Origin of the sequence: Clostridium sp. MT-14 (assembly GCF_042436595.1) — a bacterium.
Classification (GTDB): Bacteria; Bacillota; Clostridia; order Clostridiales; family Clostridiaceae; genus Clostridium_B; species Clostridium_B aromativorans.
The window spans coordinates 57,298-77,499 of the sequence record NZ_JBHMIY010000017.1 but is presented as its reverse complement, the minus strand read 5'-3'; the positions used below and the strand labels follow the sequence as shown (position 1 = coordinate 77,499).

General features: G+C 38.1%; 12 protein-coding genes. All 12 read left to right on the top strand.

Annotated elements, in window-relative coordinates:
- Positions 1–384: 384 nt before the first annotated feature.
- The 12 genes from ACFHWD_RS12680 to ACFHWD_RS12625 all read left to right on the top strand — a co-directional run bounded on the left by ACFHWD_RS12680 (position 385) and on the right by ACFHWD_RS12625 (position 20,150).
- A complete protein-coding gene (locus ACFHWD_RS12680) occupies positions 385–1,602 on the top strand; it encodes an RNA-guided endonuclease InsQ/TnpB family protein (protein WP_378062163.1) in 1,218 nt (405 codons plus the stop codon).
- A 540-nt stretch (positions 1,603–2,142) separates the two neighbouring features.
- Positions 2,143–2,802 carry a sigma-70 family RNA polymerase sigma factor gene (locus ACFHWD_RS12675; protein ID WP_378062161.1) on the top strand — a complete coding sequence of 220 codons (660 nt, stop codon included), beginning with the start codon at positions 2,143–2,145 and terminating at the stop codon, positions 2,800–2,802.
- A 5-nt stretch (positions 2,803–2,807) separates the two neighbouring features.
- On the top strand, positions 2,808–3,143 hold the full coding sequence (locus tag ACFHWD_RS12670) for a hypothetical protein (RefSeq protein WP_150356834.1): 336 nt from the start codon (positions 2,808–2,810) through the stop codon (positions 3,141–3,143).
- A gap of 38 nt (positions 3,144–3,181) precedes the next feature.
- Positions 3,182–3,562 (top strand): hypothetical protein, encoded by a 381-nt coding sequence (locus tag ACFHWD_RS12665; protein WP_179977683.1) that lies wholly within the window; start codon positions 3,182–3,184, stop codon positions 3,560–3,562.
- A gap of 65 nt (positions 3,563–3,627) precedes the next feature.
- Positions 3,628–3,963, top strand: a complete 336-nt coding sequence (locus tag ACFHWD_RS12660; protein ID WP_179977682.1) for a PrgI family protein — start codon at positions 3,628–3,630, stop codon at positions 3,961–3,963.
- A gap of 35 nt (positions 3,964–3,998) precedes the next feature.
- Positions 3,999–4,835, top strand: a complete 837-nt coding sequence (locus ACFHWD_RS12655; RefSeq protein ID WP_179977681.1) for a hypothetical protein — start codon at positions 3,999–4,001, stop codon at positions 4,833–4,835.
- Positions 4,783–6,648, top strand: a complete 1,866-nt coding sequence (locus tag ACFHWD_RS12650) for a VirB4 family type IV secretion system protein (RefSeq protein WP_378062158.1) — start codon at positions 4,783–4,785, stop codon at positions 6,646–6,648. The genes ACFHWD_RS12655 and ACFHWD_RS12650 overlap by 53 nt, the downstream gene beginning before the upstream one ends.
- Positions 6,649–6,673: 25 nt before the next feature.
- A complete protein-coding gene (locus ACFHWD_RS12645) occupies positions 6,674–9,007 on the top strand; it encodes a hypothetical protein (RefSeq protein WP_179977680.1) in 2,334 nt (777 codons plus the stop codon).
- A gap of 15 nt (positions 9,008–9,022) precedes the next feature.
- Positions 9,023–11,467 carry an NlpC/P60 family protein gene (locus ACFHWD_RS12640; RefSeq protein ID WP_150356839.1) on the top strand — a complete coding sequence of 815 codons (2,445 nt, stop codon included), beginning with the start codon at positions 9,023–9,025 and terminating at the stop codon, positions 11,465–11,467.
- Positions 11,468–11,482: 15 nt separating this feature from the next.
- On the top strand, positions 11,483–12,157 hold the full coding sequence (locus ACFHWD_RS12635) for a hypothetical protein (protein WP_179977679.1): 675 nt from the start codon (positions 11,483–11,485) through the stop codon (positions 12,155–12,157).
- A 720-nt stretch (positions 12,158–12,877) separates the two neighbouring features.
- The gene (locus tag ACFHWD_RS12630; RefSeq protein ID WP_179977678.1) at positions 12,878–16,252 is read left to right on the top strand and encodes an OmpL47-type beta-barrel domain-containing protein; all 3,375 of its coding nucleotides are present in this window, start codon (positions 12,878–12,880) and stop codon (positions 16,250–16,252) included.
- Positions 16,253–16,595: 343 nt separating this feature from the next.
- Positions 16,596–20,150 (top strand): cell wall-binding repeat-containing protein, encoded by a 3,555-nt coding sequence (locus ACFHWD_RS12625; RefSeq protein ID WP_378062155.1) that lies wholly within the window; start codon positions 16,596–16,598, stop codon positions 20,148–20,150.
- Positions 20,151–20,202: the final 52 nt, after the last annotated feature.

Genomic DNA, 20,202 nt, shown 5'->3' with positions numbered 1-20,202 from the left:
CTAAAAAGCAAGCATTTTTTTGTCTGAATTCTTGGGTCCATTATAATCTACAGCTAAAGATTTTTCAAAAGGATGTATAGAAACTGCTGATCAGCTGATTAATAATCGTAAATTTGACTTATTTAGTTTAGTTAACTTTGAAAAATTTTGTAATATGCTAGGTGTGGTAAAAAAAGATTCATTTAAGCCATGGATAAAGCTTGTTAAAGAAAAATAAAGGCTTAATAATACGGCATTATTCAGAGATAGATTTGTGATATTTCTATATTTAAAATACTATGTAATACAAGGGTATGGAGAAAAGATACGTCAAAGATAGTATAATAACCTCAGAAAGCGAGGTGAAATACCATGTACTTAACAGTCAAACAACAGGTAAAACATTTGTCCAGGGAAGAATACCTGAATATCCGTAAGCTGGCCCATGCGGCAAAGAATCTTACCAATGAAGCCATCTACAATATACGCCAGTATTATTTCCGTGAGGGTGAGTACCTGAACTACCAGAAGAACTATACCCTTTTGAAGGACAGCCCTAACTATAAGACACTTAACTCAAATATGGCACAGCAGATCCTTAGGGAAGTGGACGGCTCGTTTAAATCATTCTTCGGTCTCATCAAACTGGCCGGACAGGGGCGATATAATTTCCGGGACGTTGTACTCCCGCACTACTTACCGAAACATGGATTCACCACACTTGTCATCGGTTTTGTCCGCCTGAAAGGCAATAAACTTGTATTGCCATACTCAAACCAGTTCAAGAAAAAACACGCCAAAGTTGAGATTGCAATCCCGCCTATTCTCCTGGACAAGAAGATTAAGGAGATACGCATAATACCTAAGGCAAAAGCCAGGTTCTTTGAAATTCAGTACACTTATGAAGTGAAAGAAGAACAAAGAAACTTAGATAAAAACAAAGCACTGGCAGTTGACTTTGGAATTAACAACCTGGCTACCTGTGTGACTTCTGCCGGCGAGAGTTTCATCATAGACGGACGCAGGCTCAAATCTGTCAACCAGTGGTACAACAAGCAGAATGCACGGCTGCAGAGCATCAAGGACAAGCAGAAATTTGGAAAATGCACCACAAATCGCCAGAAGTCAATAGCCCGCAGACGCAACAACAAAGTTAACGACTATATGGCGAAGACTGCCCGTATCATCATAAATTACTGTCTGAAAAGTAAAATTGGTACACTTGTAGTAGGATACAATAAGACATTCCAGACAAGCAGCAGAATAGGGAAAGCCAACAACCAAAACTTCGTGAACATTCCATTTGGCAAGCTGCGGGACAAACTTGAATATCTCTGCCAGCTTTACGGCATCAAATACCTGAAACAGGAGGAAAGCTACACATCAAAAGCGAGCTTTTTTGACAGGGATATTGTTCCTGTCTACAATGCTGACAATCCGGACGTGTACAAGTTCTCGGGCAGGCGTGTAAAGCGCGGACTGTACCGGACAAAGGCAGGTTCTTACATCAATGCAGACGTAAACGGTGCATTGAACATCCTCAGTAAAAGTAGCGTTGTGTCCCTTGAGGGGCTATACAATAGGGGCGAAGTGGACACGCCCGTAAGAATAAGGGTTGCCTAGCAGCCAAACTTCTTAAATTGAGTCGTTAGACTCATCAAAGCTTCCATTTCAACCGTTAACAGCCGTAAGGCTCAGGTAAGTGGTGAGTAGTTCACTTTACGGAATGTATCAGCATTGATACTTATGACAGAATAAAGGAAGCAGAAAAATGGCTATATAATTATAGAGTATAAAGGACAGTATTATAAATAGGATAATTCAGCTAAAGTAGGGAAGTCTCTTATTTCAACAAGTGGGATATGAACATCCTTTATTTTTTTGTGTTAATATCAAAAATTTTAAATTTATATACCAATTATTACTCCAAAAACGGATAAGAAATGGCCAAATTTATAATTAAAAATATGTTGTACCATTTAATTAAGGTCGATTTAACTTTAAAATCCAAGTAAACTTACCCTGACAATTCTAATGTAAGGTAGTTTACTAGGAGGGAAAAACAGAATTGATGAACATCATGATTAAATTGAAGGATGCCAGCTATAAGGCAGTAAAAAAGAAAGTAGCAACATTAGGAAAAACAAATATAGAAGAGTCTCCATGGATAATACACTCATAAAAAAAGCCCAGCAAGGGGATAAAAAAGCTGTTTCAACTCTTTTAAATAAAAATATAAATTACATTTACTGGATAGCACATAAATTAAGCATTTCAAATACAAATTTCGAGGACCTGGTATCTGAGGGCAAAATAGGCTTTTTGAAAGCGCTTGGAAACTATAATCTTGAAAGCAATTCCGAATTTCTAGCTTACGCTTATCCATATATCAAAGGGGAAATATGGAAATATATGAGCAATAATACGTTTTATGTACATCTTCCGGATTATAAAATCAGAAGTTATATGAGATCGAAAAGGCAATCCAAAGATCCAGAAAAGTTTAAAAAATTCAAATCTGAAAGTTTGTTATCACTGGATGAAATAACGAATTTACATGCCAAAAGTGAATTCAATGAGTTCAAAAATGTAGAAAGTCATATATTCTTAACCCAGCTTTTCAGATATTGTAAATTATCCAAATTGGAAATATTTATATTGAAAAGATTTTATTTTGATCAGATGCAGCTCAAGGAAATCTCAGCTCTTTTAAATTTAGAGAAATCTCAGGTCTATAAAATCAAAAAAAATTCCATTAGAAAATTACGATTTGAGCTGTTCAACCAGGATGATGAAAAAATCTGTGCTACAGATGGGAGGTGATTTACTTGAATCTAATGTTTTTTACTGTCCTTGCAGCAGAAAATATAGACTCAGGAGCCGTTCAGGCCGTGTCTTCTTCCGATTTTTCACACAGTATAAATGCTGTAATACAGTTTATCTACAATTCCTTGGATCCAATTGTATTTCCAATCGCAAAACTTGTACTTTTGATATCTGCGCTGGTTTTACTCCTTGGAGGAATATTAATGTCAAAAAATATTAAAAAAGCTGGATGGTGTGGTATTGCTACTACCATTGCAGTTTTGTTTTTGTTTTATCTTGCCCCGCTCATTCTGGGTCTTATAATCACAGCGGCAAAAACCGCGGGTGCAGGTAAGTAAAGAGAAATGAGATGCAGAAGAAAGGAGGTGGTGTATTCATGCTGAAAAAATTGAGAAACCTTTTAACAAATGGCAGGAAAGTTGTTATGGATGCCTTTTTTACATTATCTGCAATCATTGTGGTAAACTGCCCGGTACTTGCAGACAGCATAGATCAGGCTATCAGCACTCAATCATCAAAAGCTGTGGAAAGCAGATTGTTTGGTTCTACAAAGACAGTACTTATGGCTGTAGGTGGTGGAGCCATAGCTATAGCCATGGGAATTGTCGGACTTACAATGATACTCGCACATAAAAGACAGGAAACCCGTACTGAAGCCCTTGCATCAATTGGATGGATAGTTGGTGGGGCTGTATTAATTGGTGCTATTGCAATTTTCGTAGGTTTCTTTTGGGGTACTTTTGGGCTCAAAGGATAGGAACAAAAACAAATGCAGCAGTGGATCTTCTGCTGCTGTTTATATAAAAAAGAGGGGTGATATATGTGACATATTTTACTGTACCTTACAACATAGACAGTGAAGACAAGATTATTGGCGGGTACCTTTCACTTAGACAGTTTGCATGGATTGTGCTTGCAGTTTTTATCATATTGCTACTTTTCATATTGAACACAGGCTATATGTCAAGGACAACCGTAGGTGGTGCTATTTCATTTAATTTTTTGTCTTTCGCAGTTAGAATTGTAGTTTCATTACCGTTTTCAATATTTTGTATTATTATGGCTTTCATTAAGAAAGACGGTATAAATATTGATAAATATTTATTTAAATGCGTCATGTACAAGTTGAGAAATCATGTTATAAAAAACCAACCATAGTTGTGTTATGGCTTGTCTGGAAAGAAGGGATTTATTTGCTTATAGCAGTTGTTCTTGTACTTATAGGGCTTTCATTTCCAATTGGGGCCTATATCTATACAAGAATAGATGATGAGAATAAAAAGAGTGGTAAGTATTTAGATAAGGACATTAAAACTTCCAATAAAAATAAAGATGTCAAAACAAAGTCTCTGCCTGAAATAAAGAAACTGATAGGTATGAATGACATAAAAAACAATAAAATTCAGCTCCTAAGTGGTAAAAGGAGAATCATACTCAGCGTATCCTCACCTGATATTCCGCTTCTTACTGATGATGAAATAGAAGTTATGGAATTGAAACTTCTCCAGTTTGCACTTTCTCTAAATGATTCAATTCAATTTTTTACAACACCAACAAGAATAGAAACAAAAGAGCCGGCAGAACTTGTTTTAAAAACAGTAGAATCTGCTGATGAAAATATCCCGGAGGGGCTAAGGCAGTATTCTGACAAACTGTATAACTCATATAAGGAAATTGAAAACAGCAGGGGAGTATATGTATTTAGAAGTTTCTGCATTATTGGCACTGATATAAAAGATGAGGAAAGGGCAAAAAATGACCTCAGGTATAAATGCAACCTGGTAATGTCCAAGCTTATTGGGGCAAAAATGAGGGTATCCATACTGAATTCATACCAAATTGCCCAGCTTTTTGCTGATATATTGCAGCGTGGTGACAACATACTGATAGAAAAACTTATCAAAAATGGTGCAATGGAGCTTTATACAGAGGGTATAGGCCAGGAGATCTATTCGGGAAAGGAGGACAAAAAAGAAGATGAATATGATATTGAAAGGGAAGAAATTCAAAAAGAAACCAGGCAAAAGTAATAAAAAAACAGGTGATATATTTGATAAAACATCAAATATCATGGATTTAATTTACCCCGATGTTTTCAGTGAAAACAATGATTATATATACCTGGGACCGAATAAATATGTTCGTGTTTATGCTATAACAAATTACCCGAGGCAGATGTATATAGGTTTTCTAAATGATCTGTTTACGTTGGGAAACATAGATATTTCAACTTATGTAGAGCCAATTCCTGATGCTGAGATAATAAATCGGCTCACCTCCAAATATTCTGAGCTTAAGTCTAATCTGAACCTTCAGGTAAAGCATGGATATGCTGTGGATTATGGAGTGGCACATGCGGCGGATGATCTTGATGCACTGCGAGAACTCATCCAGACAAACAAAGAAAGGATGTTCTTTGCACAGCCAATTATTTTTATATGGGGCAGAGATACCAGGGATCTTGATGATAGATCCAATTCTTTGAATGATTTATGCAGTAGAAAAGCTGTAAAGATCAGGTGTCTTACTTATGATCAAAGCAAAAGTTTTATTTCAGGACTTCCGACGCTCAATCTATCATACTCTTCCTATCTTAGAAATATGACAACAGGGGCTATAGCAAGTCTTATTCCATTGGGAAATACACAGCTTTCACACAGGGGAGGGATACTGCTTGGGAGAAACCTGAATACGAAGTCCTATATATTTTACAACAATTTTATAGGTGCTCCGGAACTTACCAATCCACATACTTTTATCTGTGGAACAACAGGTGCCGGAAAATCCGTTTTAATGCATGTAAAATCTGCCAGAGGAACTGCAGCTGGCAGATGGTCGGTAATAATGGATCCCAAAGGTGAATATCGCAAGCAGGCTGAAATTCTTGGAGGACAATTTATAGAACTCAAACCTGGAGTCAAAAGCGGTATAAACCCTTTTGATCTTGAGATAGAGGAAGACGAACATGGAAAGAGAAAAATCAATCTCTACGGAAAAAGAACTGAAATAGTGAATATGATTTCTATTTTTGCTGAAAGGTTCAGGGGGAAACCGCTTAGAGGACAGGAGATTACAGCTGTTGACGGTGTGGTAAGTAAATTGTACTCCGATTGCAAGATAACGGAAAATGCAGACAGCCTTTATATAGAAGCTGAAAAAGCAGTAGAGGGTAAGTTTTATACCGGCAAGGTAAAAAAGAGACTTCCTACACTTTCAAATTTGAGGGACGGTCTTGTGGAATACAACAGGAGCGCCCAGCTTGCAAATCTCACTGAACTTACTGAAATTATGAAGATGATAACTGGAGATGGTCCAATGGCCATTTTTGACTGCCAAAGTACTGTGGATTTGAAAAGCAGGCTTATTGTTATAAGTTTCAAAAACCTGGCCGATGATTTTTCTAAGTTTTTTGCAACTATAAACACCATGTCATGGATATGGGCCAAATTTTCAAACTGGAAACTTAAAAATATATTGAAGGATGTATATGTAGACGAGGGATCGCTGTTTACCAAGTTCGAAAGAGCACTTGATTTTATAGACAATATAGCAAGGCTTGGAAGGGCTTTCAACATAGCACTTACACTTGCTACACAATTTATTGAGGATTTTATAGCTACCCAGCAGGGAAGGGCTATAGTATCACTCTGTGCTACCAAAATAATACTTAAACTTGAACCTAGTGTAGCCAGGGAAACAGCAAAGTATTTCAATCTGTCGGCAAATTGTCGTGAGTATATTTCAAGCTTCTCGAGCGGACAAGCTATCCTGCGTACAGAGCAGGATCTTGTGCTTATGGAAGTCGTACCCAAGGAATTTGAATGGGAATTTGCAGAACCGTGATAAAGGCTAGAAAGGAGTTGGTTTTATGTCTAAAAAGCATAGATATCTGTTAGATTTTTTTGTATTACTGGTGTTTTTCCTGGCATTTTCCTTTTCAGTAACTAAACCTATAAAAGCAGCACCATCTTACGAAAGCTACGGAAAAGAATTTGCTGTTACTGCTACTACTACAAAAACTGTAAGTTTTGACATGAATGGTGCAGATACTAAAAAAGCCCAGCACACTATTTCATATTATATCTACTTGTTTGGAGGCACTATTGTAGCTTTTTCCATGGGACTTGCAGCTATGAGAATGATACTTGTAAAAAACAGCCAAACCAAAAGAGAAGAGACCATGACGGCTTTCGGAAAGATAATTCTCGGGTGCAGTATTTTGGGATCCTGTATTTTACTCAGTGGTTTTCTAATAGGGGTGGCCAACCATCTAGGATCTGCAATTACAGATGGGAATTCCAGTTTGATAAATGTGCCGACCACAACCATAACTGATGATGACGGTAATTTCGTAGTTAAAGCCTTTGGAAATATTTTTCTTTCCGTTGAAAAATGTATATTTAATTTGTTTGACAAGTATTTCGGATTTTTACCTTTGGATAAACTCATATTCAATTCCAGTGCCAATGCCTTCGGTGTAACTGGAACCATAACAGTTCCACCATTTACTAATGCAGAATGGTCAAATCTAAACTATATGTATTTGCTTGTCTCTTCTATATGTGCACCACTTGTACTTTTGATGGTGGCCAAGACTGGAATTTCTCTCATAATGTCTGCGAACAGACCTGCCCAGAGATCGCAGCTACAGGAGGATGTCTGCAGATGGCTGTTCTCATTGGCACTTATAGCTTTAGGGCCACTTCTTCTTAAAGGGTTATTCCTTCTGTCAAGTGATATGACAAATGCCGTTGTATCCATATTCAATGCATCGCTTGGAAAAGACAACTATGTGACTGATATTTCCATGGTAGACAGCATCAAAACCGGATCTTTTCTTACAAGTGCCATTGTAAAGTGTCTGTTTGCATGGAAGTTTTTCCAGATAAACATGCTGTTCATGGTAAGAAAAATAATACTTACTGCCATGTATGCATTTACACCGCTTGCTGCACTTTTCTGGGGTATAGACAACAGGACACAGGCCATACAGATATGGTTTGGTGAGATGATAACCAATGCGACTATGCAGTTCTTTTATGCATTTACCTTTAGCATAATGATTATAAGTCTCTCCGGATCTTCATGGAAAAATTGGTTTTATGCCCTTGTCTGGGTATTTGCTCTTGTCAAACTGGCAGAAGTTTTCAGAAATTCACTTCAGGGATTGTTTACCAAGCTTGCAGGTGTTGATGAAATGTCCATAGCAGGCAGATCTTTTGGCCCTGTATCGAAGCTTGCTATAGGTGCTGCTGGTGCCATGGCAAGAACGTTTAAGGTAGGAAATCCCTCAAAACTTTCAAATGGGCTAAATATAGGTGGGTTAAGGAATTCCGCTCTTGGCTCGGCTGTATTTGGAGCTGGTGGTAAAAAGCCGCAGGGAAGTTCTCAAGGTGCAAAAGATGCCGCAGGAAAGACAGCGGCAGCTGCCAGTGCAACTGAAAATTTCAGACAGTCCAGCAGTACTGATCAAGGTGAAATGTCAAGTAATCCCCAGGCGGCACAAAATAGAGGTAATCAAAATCATAATAAAAAGCCAAATGAATATGAAGAAAGCCTTTTAAATTATATGGATAGTGAAAACGGAACAGGTGCTGGCGGTTATGCGTCAGATAATGTAAAAAATTCAGAGACAGATCCTATAATAAACCCTGAAAATTTTAATGGATTAGACTCGCTAAAGCCAATAACCGATTCAGAAGGAAATGTGAATATGAACAATTTAAAAGCGGCAGGTTCGAGGCATATGCTGTATTCATCAATGCTGAATGACAACTTGAAAAAATTTGCAGCAGAAAAGCCTATGGGTGCCAAAGTACTTGGCGGGGTTTCAAGGGCAATGAATCATAAAAATACTGGAATGGCAAACAGGGTAATAGCCGGCAAGGCCATAAACGCCACAATAGAACAGATGCAGTCCCTTGCAGGTGGAGAAAACAAACTTAGTAAACAGGATGCACTTACACAGCTCTTTGGCGGTGAAACTAAAAGCATAAATAAAAATGTAGATGGCCATAAATTTGAGATTACTCACAATAGGAATGCACAGAAATTCAAATCAGCTTTGGAACATGGTGATATAGGAAGAGCTTCTCAAGTAATAACAAATGCCAATCCAATAAATGGTCTTTCTCTTAAACAGCAAAGCGCAGTTATCGCCAGAACAAGTCCATACACGAATATTGACGGATTCAGGTGGTAAGGTGGTGATGGTACTGTGAATAACAACAATAGGGAGAATTTCTTTAAAAGATTTGCTAAGAATAAATTTAAGTCATTTGCCAGACAGTTTGTTTTAAAGAACCCTCTTGTAATAGGAGTAATAATACTTCTTGTCATTGCCTTTGTAATTTTTGGAGCACTTGCAGCCGACATAGGAGACATGGGGGACAATACTGTAAGTTCATCACTTTCAACTAATGACAACAAAGATATACTGGAAGACCTGCAAGAGTATCTGGATGATAAAATAAATGTTGGGGTACCTGATTATGTGAAATATGGAGATAATTATTCAGGTAGTGGAGGTGACTCAGTAAGTATACCTGAAGATTTCAAGAGCACAAGCGACGTTGTAAATTACGCATTGAAGTTTTTAGGTGTTCCCTATTTATGGGGAGGTACAAGCCCGAAGGGTTTTGACTGTTCGGGACTTGTACAGTATTGTTACGGGCATTTCAATATAAATCTTCCAAGAACATCCCAGGAACAGTTCAAAGTTGGAACTTCTGTAGACAGGTCAGCTCTGAAACCCGGGGATTTAGTATTCTTTGAAGGTAATCAACCGGCACATGTAGGTATGTATATAGGTGAAGGGAAATACATTCAAGCTCCAAGGACAGGTGATGTAGTAAAGGTTTCTCTGCTTAGTGCAAGAAATGACTATGCAGGTGCAAGGAGAATAGCCGATGTTTCAGGGGATTCTGGCAGCAGTTCAGATAATAGTGATACTACATCCGATAGTATATCTGAAAATGAAATTGACTATACAGATGCTTACAATATAATAAGAAAGTTTTATTTAAGTCCCGGGAATGTATTTGGATATATGAAATACATGGAAATGTCACTGGGTATAAAACCGGAGGATTTCTTTAGCGGCAGTTTCGGAAATGATACAGAAGATAATGGTGATTCAGATTCTCAGGGCAATCCCGTAACCGATATTATCAACCAGAAAATCATAAAAGAGAAGATAGAAAAAAATGATCATAAAATAGCGGATGAACTGAAACCGGAATTTACAATTTCAAATGAAACTACTACTGATGTTGTAACTTACGAAAAAGAAGAAACTATTCTTGGAATTGATACAGGTAAGAAAGTCACTGTAACTAAAAAACATACAGGTTCCATAGCAGTTGTGACACATATAAGCAGCATATGGGGAGAAGTGGATTTGCAGTACAATCAGGTTACTTCATCTTATACTGATTCCGAGGGTACTCACACTGTAACAAAACCTGTGTATGATGGGTACAAGCTTCAGGGTGAATTGTTCTCCAGGTTAAGGTCTATAATAAAGCACGATTTTCCTGAAGAAAAGGATGTGGATGATGCAATATACTTCATAATAGAATCCGGGTTTAACTTTGACAGGAAGGAGCAAAATGGTGACTGGATAAACGGCAAACTTAGTGATCTGACACTGGATTCGCTTCTGGCGGATCTTGGAGGTTCAAACACCGGAATTTCTGCAGGAATGATTCCCACTTTTTATCAATGGGACAGCAGATGGGGAAGTAATTCATATGCAGGATCCACAATAGATAAATTGGGATCTGCGCCTGCGAGTCTTGCCATGGTAGTTAGTGGTCTTGAAGGAAAGTTGGGAGGATACGACAAGAACGGTGATGGCATTTTGGAACCTGATGAAGCGGCAAATTATCTAAATAACATCGGAGTTCAGAAAGACACCGATGTAAATGATAATTTTTCCAAAGCGGCATCATTTTTCGGACTTACAGTGAAACATTATGGAAGATCCGATTATATGAGCATCGCAAATGAACTTAAACAGGGACATCCTGTCATAGCAAATGTACATGGTACTGATGGAATAGCATATGGAAGTCCTGGTTCCACCTTTACTCAGGGAAATCACTACATCGTGCTTGTAGATATAGACGGTAATAACAAGGTAACTGTTCACGACCCATACAACAAGAACAATCAGAACAGCCGTACGTGGGATCTGTCGAGTATAATAGCTGCAGAAAGCTTTGACTATTACGTATTTAACAATCCCAATATAGTTTATCAAAGTGGTGTTGCAACAGCTTATACAGGGGACAACATAGGTTTAAATGGTGGCACTCATGCAGCTTGGAACGGCATGGATGTGTCAAATAAAAACTTAGGCAATCATCTTATAGCCGCAGACAAAAGCATACCTTTTGGGACACTTGTAATTGTCAAAGTTCCAGAAAGCAAAAGGTACTGGAAAATGGCAAATGGGCAGAAAGTTGATGTCAATGGTGCCTATGTGGTTGTAGATAGGGGCGGTGCCATAACAGGCACACATATAGATGTTTATTTTGGGAGTGGAGCATATTACAATACCGGTTCCGGAGGCGGAATAGCCAACCAATTTGGAAGAGTCAATATAAAGCTCAGGGTAACCAAGAGCAAAATCAGCTATAATGATGCACTGAAGCATTGAATGGGGGAATAAAATGTGGATTCAACTAAAAAGAAGATGATATTGCTTGCTTCGGCTACAATAGCTATAGTTTTTATAAGTTGTGCATTGATTTATGAAATCAACTCAAGGCATTTCAATACCTCAAATGAATATCTGAAACAAGGTCACAGTTTGTCTGAAAAGAAGAGATTTGATGAAAATATGGAATATGCAAATAAGTACAATGCACGCATAAAAAATATGGATAAGCTTGACACACCGTCTAAAGGTTCAGCTGCTCCGGATATTCAAAAAGTGTCTGAGGCGGAAAAATCAAACTCTACTGTATCCCTCTATTTCTTGTTTAACAAGAAGCTATTGAATACGGATCAGTATATAAATGCTGAAGACAAGTTGAATGCCGGTATAAAAGAAATAGCCGACATAGAAAACAGTAGGAATTTAAATGAATATTTCAATGCAAATAAAGACAACCTGAAAAATGCATATGGAATATCAAGTTATAATGAGCTTGCTTGTCTTAAAAGTAAATTCCAGAAGTTAGATGGCAGTAGGGTAAGTGTAATTGTGGATCAGAATTTTACTAAAACAGAGGACGGTAGAATATCTTTTAATGTGATACTTAAAGGCAGCGGAAATGCTGTAAGCCAAAATGTTATGCTGAGATATGCAAGTGATGTTGAAATGGATATATCATGGAAGTTATGATGAAGGTCTCATCTGAAAATGATGAGGCCTTTTAACTTTTATATATAATAATAAATCCTCTAATCTTAAATTGATGCTATAGAAGATAATTGTGCTTTTCGTTTTGTTCAAATTTTTACCCAAATAATAAATAAGAAATAGCCAAATTTGTAAATGGGGATATACCGTATCATTAAATTAAGAAGTTAATTTGACTTTTAATTAAAAAATGGAGGTAATGCAATGAATTTAAAGGAATTAAATTTTTTAAATCCAAAAACTCGTAGGAAAATTGCTGCAGGTGCAATTAGTGTCGCAATGGGATTTTCTATAGTTGCACCAAACATAGCTACTGTTGCCAATGTTGCTGGTATTCAAATTACTACTGTAAAAGCTTTCGCTGACACTTCTAATGTGAAATGGATTGATGGTAATGGACTGCCAGGTACAACGTATACTGATGTAGATACTGATGCGACTAATGATGCAAATTCTAGAAGCAATAAATTATGGCACTGGATAAATATGAGTAGTTGGGTACAAGAACAATATCAAGGAGATTCTTCTAAATATGTTGTTCGTGGGCACTCGTCTGCTCGCTGCTCGTCTGTTTGCTATTTCTATGGCATCCTTGGTGATCTGAGTAGCACTAGTGTTGGGTGGCGCCCCGTTCTTGAAGTCCTGAATACTGATCCCCTGATAGCAGGTCACAATGATGGTGACATTGTTAAGTTTGGAACGTTGTATGTTAATGGTATCAAACAAAAAAGACCTCTCAATCCTGTTTACGGTGGAGATATACCTGAATATTCGAGTGGATCTATAGAGATCCGGGATACAGACAGCGATGATGCATACAAGATACAGTGGGTCCTGGCAACAGACCCGGAAACAGGTAAAAAACTGCTCATCGCTGACAGGAACATACTCAGTTTCGTCTCTTGGGATAAATTGAATGGTCAAAACCTAGTCTCTGGAAAAGATATTACTATTGATAGTTCTTCATTTAAGATTAGGCTTTTAACCGGAGGTTCTGATTATAAAGATAGTAGTAATCCATATGCAGGTGCTAGTAATCTAAACAATGAGTGGGACCAGATTATCAATCGTGGTGATGGGATAGAGCCATCATATCAAATAGACAAGATATATAATGCAGATGACCAGTCTAAATACGGTTCCTGGTTCACAGTATTTTATGCAAAATCGCTGTATGACAATAATGATCTCATGCAGTTTGCACTAAATGATACTTTCGGTACTGCAACTTTAAGCAATGGTGGAGTTATTCAGGATGAAAGCCAGATAAGAGATAAATACTTCCTTTCAGATGGTTCTATGATATTGATTGATAACTACGGTATGGTTCAATACTACAAAGATCTGACAACAACATCTCCTGCAACACTTCCTATCGACGGCAGTGGTATTATCGGGGCTGATACCCTGGTATTTGGCACAGGCACTTCAGCCGTAAAACATCCTGTACTTTATTTCGGGAGTTCGTCAAAATATATAGACACAGATGGCAGCCTCAAGACATTTACTTTAAAGAGCACTGATGTTAAAAAAATGTTTGCATATAAGTATGCAAAAGGCATATCCCAATATATGCTGATTCAGAAATCAGATGGTTCTTTAGTTTATTTGGATGCAGATGGACACCAGCAGGATTTCGGCCTGAACATGAATGATGTTTCTTATATCATGCCGGCAACAGGTGTAAACAAAGATATCTTTGTCATGAAAGACGGTACTTTAAGGGACGACCAAGGAGTTATAGTGGTTCCTGATGGTGTGACATTGAGTAAAATATGGTCAAACAGGATTTTTGAGATGTCGGACGGTTTTCTTTACACCTTCCAGAATGGTACATTCAAAAATACCAATACCCTTGCTTCTTTTGCAAAACTTGCCCAGAACAATGCGCTTTTACTTAAGAATGGGAACTTCCAGCTTGCAGATACTTCAGGTAACCTAACCAATGACCTTGATGTAAGTGGAAATGACGTAAAATACATGTCACAGCTAGATTCAACGAATATGTATCTTATCTTAAATGACGGCACAACCTATGGCGTGGGAGACAAAGTACAGGGTGACAGTCTTGAAAATCATGGTATAAATATAAATGACGTGTCAGCTTTCCTTTCAAATGGTTCCGACAATGTAGTAAGGGCACTTGTTACAAAGGACGGTACCGTGTATACCAATCCCGGCTCATGGGCGAAGAACACCCTGGTGCATTTTAGTTCTGACGCTGTAAACTCAGCACATGATACTAATCCGGTCTACACCAACCCGGGAGATGCAGCTGGATCAGGTGATCCAAACAAGCTTCCTGGTGGTACAGATGAGAAAGGCAACGGTATAAATCCTATTATCGCGGAAGATACTACAGGTCCTACAATCAATATCACTGGAAGCCCAACTGACTGGACCAATGGAGATGTAACACTATCCTACAGTGCTTCAGATGAAGAAGGCGGCAGTGGATTCTCAAAAGTAGTACTCCCGGATAATACCGAAGTAACCAGCACGACAGGAACTTTCAAGGTAACGGAGAATGGTACTTATATGTTCAAAGCTGTGGATAATGACGGGAATGAAACTACCCAAACCGTGACAGTAAGCAAAATAGACAAGATAGCTCCCACAGTCCCGTCAATCAGCAATGATAATGGTACTGTGACGATAGCTGCAGGTACAGACGCAGATAGTGGTGTAAAAGAAACGGACTATAGTATAGATGGCGGCGCATACCAGAAGTATGGTTCGGCATTTACATTAGAACCAGGAATCCATACTGTGAAAGCTAAAGATATAGACAATGCAGGGAACGAAAGCAGCGAAGTAACCCAGAATGTAACGGTGGAAGATACTGCATTTGAAAATGCAACACAGGCTGTAGAAAATGCGGAGAGCACAAAAAGCCAGGGAGATGTTGATACCGCAAGAGACCTCGTGGATGCACTTCCAGAGAGTCCGGAAAAGCAGGCACTTGAAGACAGGCTGGATACCGTACAGGATGAAATAGACCAGGCAAAACAGGATGAGCAGAATCTTAAGGATGCATCTGACGCGGTAGACCATGCTGAAGATACAGAGAACCAGGATGATCTGGATCATGCAAAGGATCTGGTGGACAACCTTCCTGACGGGCCGGGCAAGGACAACCTCGAGGACAGGATAGATGATATACAGGACGAAATAGACCAGAACAGCCAGGAAGCGCAGGATCTGGCTGATGCAACTGCGGCCGTAGAGAAGGCAGAAAGTACCCAGCTGCAGGAAGATGTTTACAGTGCAAGGGTACTTGTAAACAAGCTCCCTTACAGCCAGGACAGGACAGACCTCAACAGGAGGCTTGATGCTGTCCAGAATATAATAAATCTCTACAAGAATGCAGAGCAGAGGGTACAGGCGGCCGAAAAGCTCAAGACGGAATCTGCAGTTTCAAGTGCAAGGTCAGTAGTTTCAAAATTGCCTGACGGAGACAGGAAGGACAGCCTGAATGCAAGGCTTGATGTGGTGGAAGCTGAGATAGTCATTGACAATACGATAAAGGCCATAGACAGGGACATAACCGCTCTTGAGAAAGACGTGGACAGCCACATAAAGTACAATTCAAATATAGATATAGACAGCTATAAGAACAAAGTTACGGCACTCAGAGACAGGGTAAATGCCCTTCCTGACAGTGTATCTGGTACCAAGTTAGCGTTTAATGAAAGGCTGGATACAGTAGATTCAAAACTTACGAAACAAAAAGGTGTCCAGGATGCGGTAAGCAAAGTAGTTGATGCAATTGACAAAGCCGGGCAGACACTTGATAACAAAGACATACAGGATGCCCAGGATGCCATAGACAACCTGCCCGATGGAGTAGATAGGTCTCAGTATCAGAGTGAACTCAATACGATAAAGCAGAAGAAACAGGCGAAGGTGGCAAAGGACACGACAGATGCAAACAAGGCAGTAACCACAGCTTCAAGGACAAGGCTCCAGTCTGATATAGATGCAGCCAGGGTACTTGTAAATGCACTCCCTGATGGAAACAATAAGACACAGTTATCCAAGCAGCTTGATTTGATTCAGAAATATGTAAAAAAGTAAAAATGAATATAAAAATAAGGAATTGCTTAGAAGAGAGTAGTTCCTTATTTTTGTGTTTTAGAATACCACATATTAAATATGAGAAATATTTTAGTAAATGTCCCTTATGGGGGCGACAATTGGTTTCGGTCGTGAGACTAACAAATAATGAAAGGTGGGAGGAATATGAAAAATATTAAGAACAGAAAGATTAAGAAGTCTATAATAACCTGACACATATAAAGTTTGTGAAAAATACCACGAGTAATGATATTAGAAAAAATATATAAGAGAGGATAATATATCCAAAATATTGTAAATTTTGTGTGAATAATTTAAATATATAAAAATGGAGATGAATGTGGTGAATATCAAGAATTTATTTGCAAGTGCGGGGCTTATATCATTAGTTATCATTACAGCACTTATTACGGATTCAGCAAAAGTATCCGCAAGCTCCATAACAAGAGTAGGGGGAGAAAACAGATACGCAACAGCCTCCCAGGTTGCCAAAACAAATTGGACAAGTGGAAGTGAGAATGCAGTTCTGGTATCAGGTGAAGGTTATGCAGATTCAGTTAGTGCTTCTGTATTAGCCAAGAAATTGGGTGCACCAATACTTTTGACTCAATCAGCTTCACTTAGTGCAGATGCAAAGAGTGCACTTGAAACATTGAAACCAAAGAATGTATATGTTATTGGTGGAACTGCATCAATATCAAGTTCAATTGAAAGTGCATTAAAATTAGACTACAATGTTACAAGACTTGGTGGAAATGACAGATATGCTACGAATCTGGCAGTAGTAAACAAGCTTGTAGATTTGGGAGTAAGCAAGGACAACATAATAGTAGTAGCAGGAACTGGATTCTCAGATGCATTGTCTGTAGCACCAGTTGCAGCAGCTAAAGATGAAATATTGATTCTTACAGATAATAATGTAGATTCTATAAAATCAACTATTAATTTTGCAAAGGATTCGAATGTTACTGTAGTCGGAACTACAAACGTAGTAAGCGATGCAGTATACAAAGCATTAAAAGCAGACAATAGAATAAATGGTGGAGCAGACAGGTTTGCTACAAACCTTGCTGTATTGAAAGCATTTGATGGAGATTTTAATGCAGGCAAGATTTATGTGGCAAATGCTACAGGGCAGGGCTATGCAGATGCGTTGGTTGCTTCTGCATTAGCAGGTAAGTATTCAGTTCCATTGATACTTACAGATACTGAAGAATCTACTGCAACCAATAAAGCGGTAGATTATATCAAGATAAAAATTAAAAAAAATACTGACCTGCAGGTAGTTGGTGGTACCGGAGTTGTTCCTCAATCTGTTGAAGATAAAATAAATTCTTTATTTGAAAATAATAAAGACAGTAACTCAAATGATAATGATGATAATGATTCGTCGGACAGCAGCGATAAGTCATCAAATAAATTAACAAATGCAACAAATGCAGTCGTTAAGGCTGAAAACTCAAAATTACAGGCAGATGTAGATAGTGCAAAAGCGTTGGTAGATGCTTTGGAAGGCAGTTCGGACAAGACTTCTTTACTTAACAGATTACAAACTGTTCAGGATGAAATAAATCAAGCTAATGCAGGGAAAGAAGCGTTGGATAAAGCCACTGCCGCAGTAACTAAAGCCGAAAGCTCAAAACTGCAGGCTGACGTAAGTAGTGCAAAGATATTAGTTGATGCTTTGGAAGACGGTTCAGACAAAACTTCTTTGATTAACAGGTTAAAAGTTGTTCAAAATGAAATAGATCAGTTGATTTCTCAAGGACAGAAACAGGAACTAAAGGATGCAATTTCAGCAGTGTCAAAGGCAGAAAGCAGTAAGCTTCAAAATGATGTAAATTTTGCCAAAACGTTGGTAGATGCCTTGTCTGATGAAGATACTAAGACTAGTCTTGAAAATAGACTAGAAATTGTACAAAATGAGATAAATCAAATTAATAATCAACAGCAGGCTCTAACAAAGGCTAATGATGCAATAAGCAAAGCAGAGAGCTCTAAGTCACAAGTAGATGTTGACTCAGCTAAAGCTCTGATAATGGCATTGCCAGATAGCACATATAAGACAAGTTTGCAAAACAGGTTAAATGTAGTACAAAATGTAATAGATGCAACATTAGCAGTACAGGAAGCAGAACAGAATAATGGTAATTATGCCCCCTACAATACAGCAAAAGAACTGGTAGATGCATTGCCGGATAGTTTGGATAAAACAGCACTAGAAACACGTTTGTCTAACTTGAAGATACTTATAGATGCAGTTGATGCAGTATTTAATGCAGAGGGTTCATCTACTACGGAAGACTATAATAAAGCTAAAGTATTAGTTGATGCACTACCTAGTAGTTCAGATAAAACATCTCTTGAAAATAGATTGAATACTGTAGATATAATAATAAAATCGAAGGAATACTTAGCTACTGCCCAATCTACATTAATTCAGGAAGATTTGGATAAAGCAATACAGGAGATTGATAAGCTTGACGATAATGTAATTCGAGATGGTTTATTGGAGCAAGCAGAAGATATTCAGAATCAAATTGACACTATGGATGATGAGCAAAAGTTACAGCAGGCAACAGATGCCGTTACACATGTAGAGAGCACTATGACACAGGAAGATTACACTACTGCAATAACGTTAGTGACAGCACTCCCTGATAGTCCAGACAAAAATGGTTTATTAAGCAGGCTAGATGAAGTTCAGTATGAGATAAGCCAAATTAGTATTAATAAGCAAAAATTAGACACTGCCACGGCAGCGGTTATTGAGGCAGAAAATTCCAAGGTGCAAGCGGATGTAGATAATGCAAAGTCACTGGTAGCTGTTCTCAAGGACAGCACGGATAAGGAAGCTCTGCAAGCAAGGTTGCAGGCTGTTCAGGATGAGATAAACCAGGCTGGCACAGGTCAGGAAGCATTAGACACGGCTACTCAGGCCGTCGTAAAGGCTGAAAGTACAGAATTTAAAGTTGATGTTGATAGTGCTAAAGCTCTAGTTACTGCATTGCCAGACAATGGAGATAAGACCTCATTATTAAATAGGCTTCAAGTCATACAGCCAATATTAACAACCCATCAAGAATTTTACGACACAATAAAGAACTCACTACAAAATTTTGATGAGTCACTGGACATATATGTAGATGAAGATGATGCTTACGAGTCTTCAGATAAATATTATTTCTTAACGACAATAGATGAAATTAAAAGGGATAATCCAGATTTGAATGCAGAACTTTTAAGGTATTCCTATCCGACGTCATCGTTGCCAAAAATAACTCAACTAAATGGAATAACAAAATATAAACTTAATATAACTTTCAATTATACTGGCACCAACGAAAATATGATATCAAAAAGGGAGACTGTAGCATCAAAAGTAAATGAAATAGTCAATTCTGTAACTAATGCAACTATGACAGATTATCAAAAAGAGCTTGCCCTCCATGATTACTTGGTCAATAATTGTCATTACAATTATGACGTTGCTGAAGGAATTGATGTAAAAAAGGAAAATAATCCTGATATCTATACTGCTTACGGTGTCTTGATAAATGGGGATGCCGTTTGTGAGGGATATGCAGACGCAATGTACAGGTTGTTGAAGGCTGTAGGAATTGATAGTATGATGGTAGTAGGAACTGTTTCAAGTGATGGCGGGGTAAGTTATGGAGACCACGCATGGAATATAGTTAAGATAGGTGGTCAGTATTATCAACTGGATCCTACCTGGGATGATCCTACTTATTTTTCCGGACCTAATGAACCAATTCCTGGTTATAATGATCCAACACATGATTATTTCAATGTAACAGATGATTTTTTATCTCAGGATCATATATGGGACAAGAGTAAATATCCTGTATGCAATAGCATAGAGTATTCATACAAATAAAAGATACAAGCAAAAAAATAATTTGTAATGGACAGAGAAGGTTCCTTGATTG

Bases quoted from the DNA above. Each gene is read 5' to 3' on its own strand.
- ACFHWD_RS12675 (WP_378062161.1), top strand. From the start codon at position 2,143: ATGGATAATACACTCATAAAAAAAGCCCAGCAAGGGGATAAAAAAGCT.
- ACFHWD_RS12665 (WP_179977683.1), top strand. From the start codon at position 3,182: ATGCTGAAAAAATTGAGAAACCTTTTAACAAATGGCAGGAAAGTTGTT.
- ACFHWD_RS12650 (WP_378062158.1), top strand. From the start codon at position 4,783: ATGAATATGATATTGAAAGGGAAGAAATTCAAAAAGAAACCAGGCAAA.
- ACFHWD_RS12645 (WP_179977680.1), top strand. From the start codon at position 6,674: ATGTCTAAAAAGCATAGATATCTGTTAGATTTTTTTGTATTACTGGTG.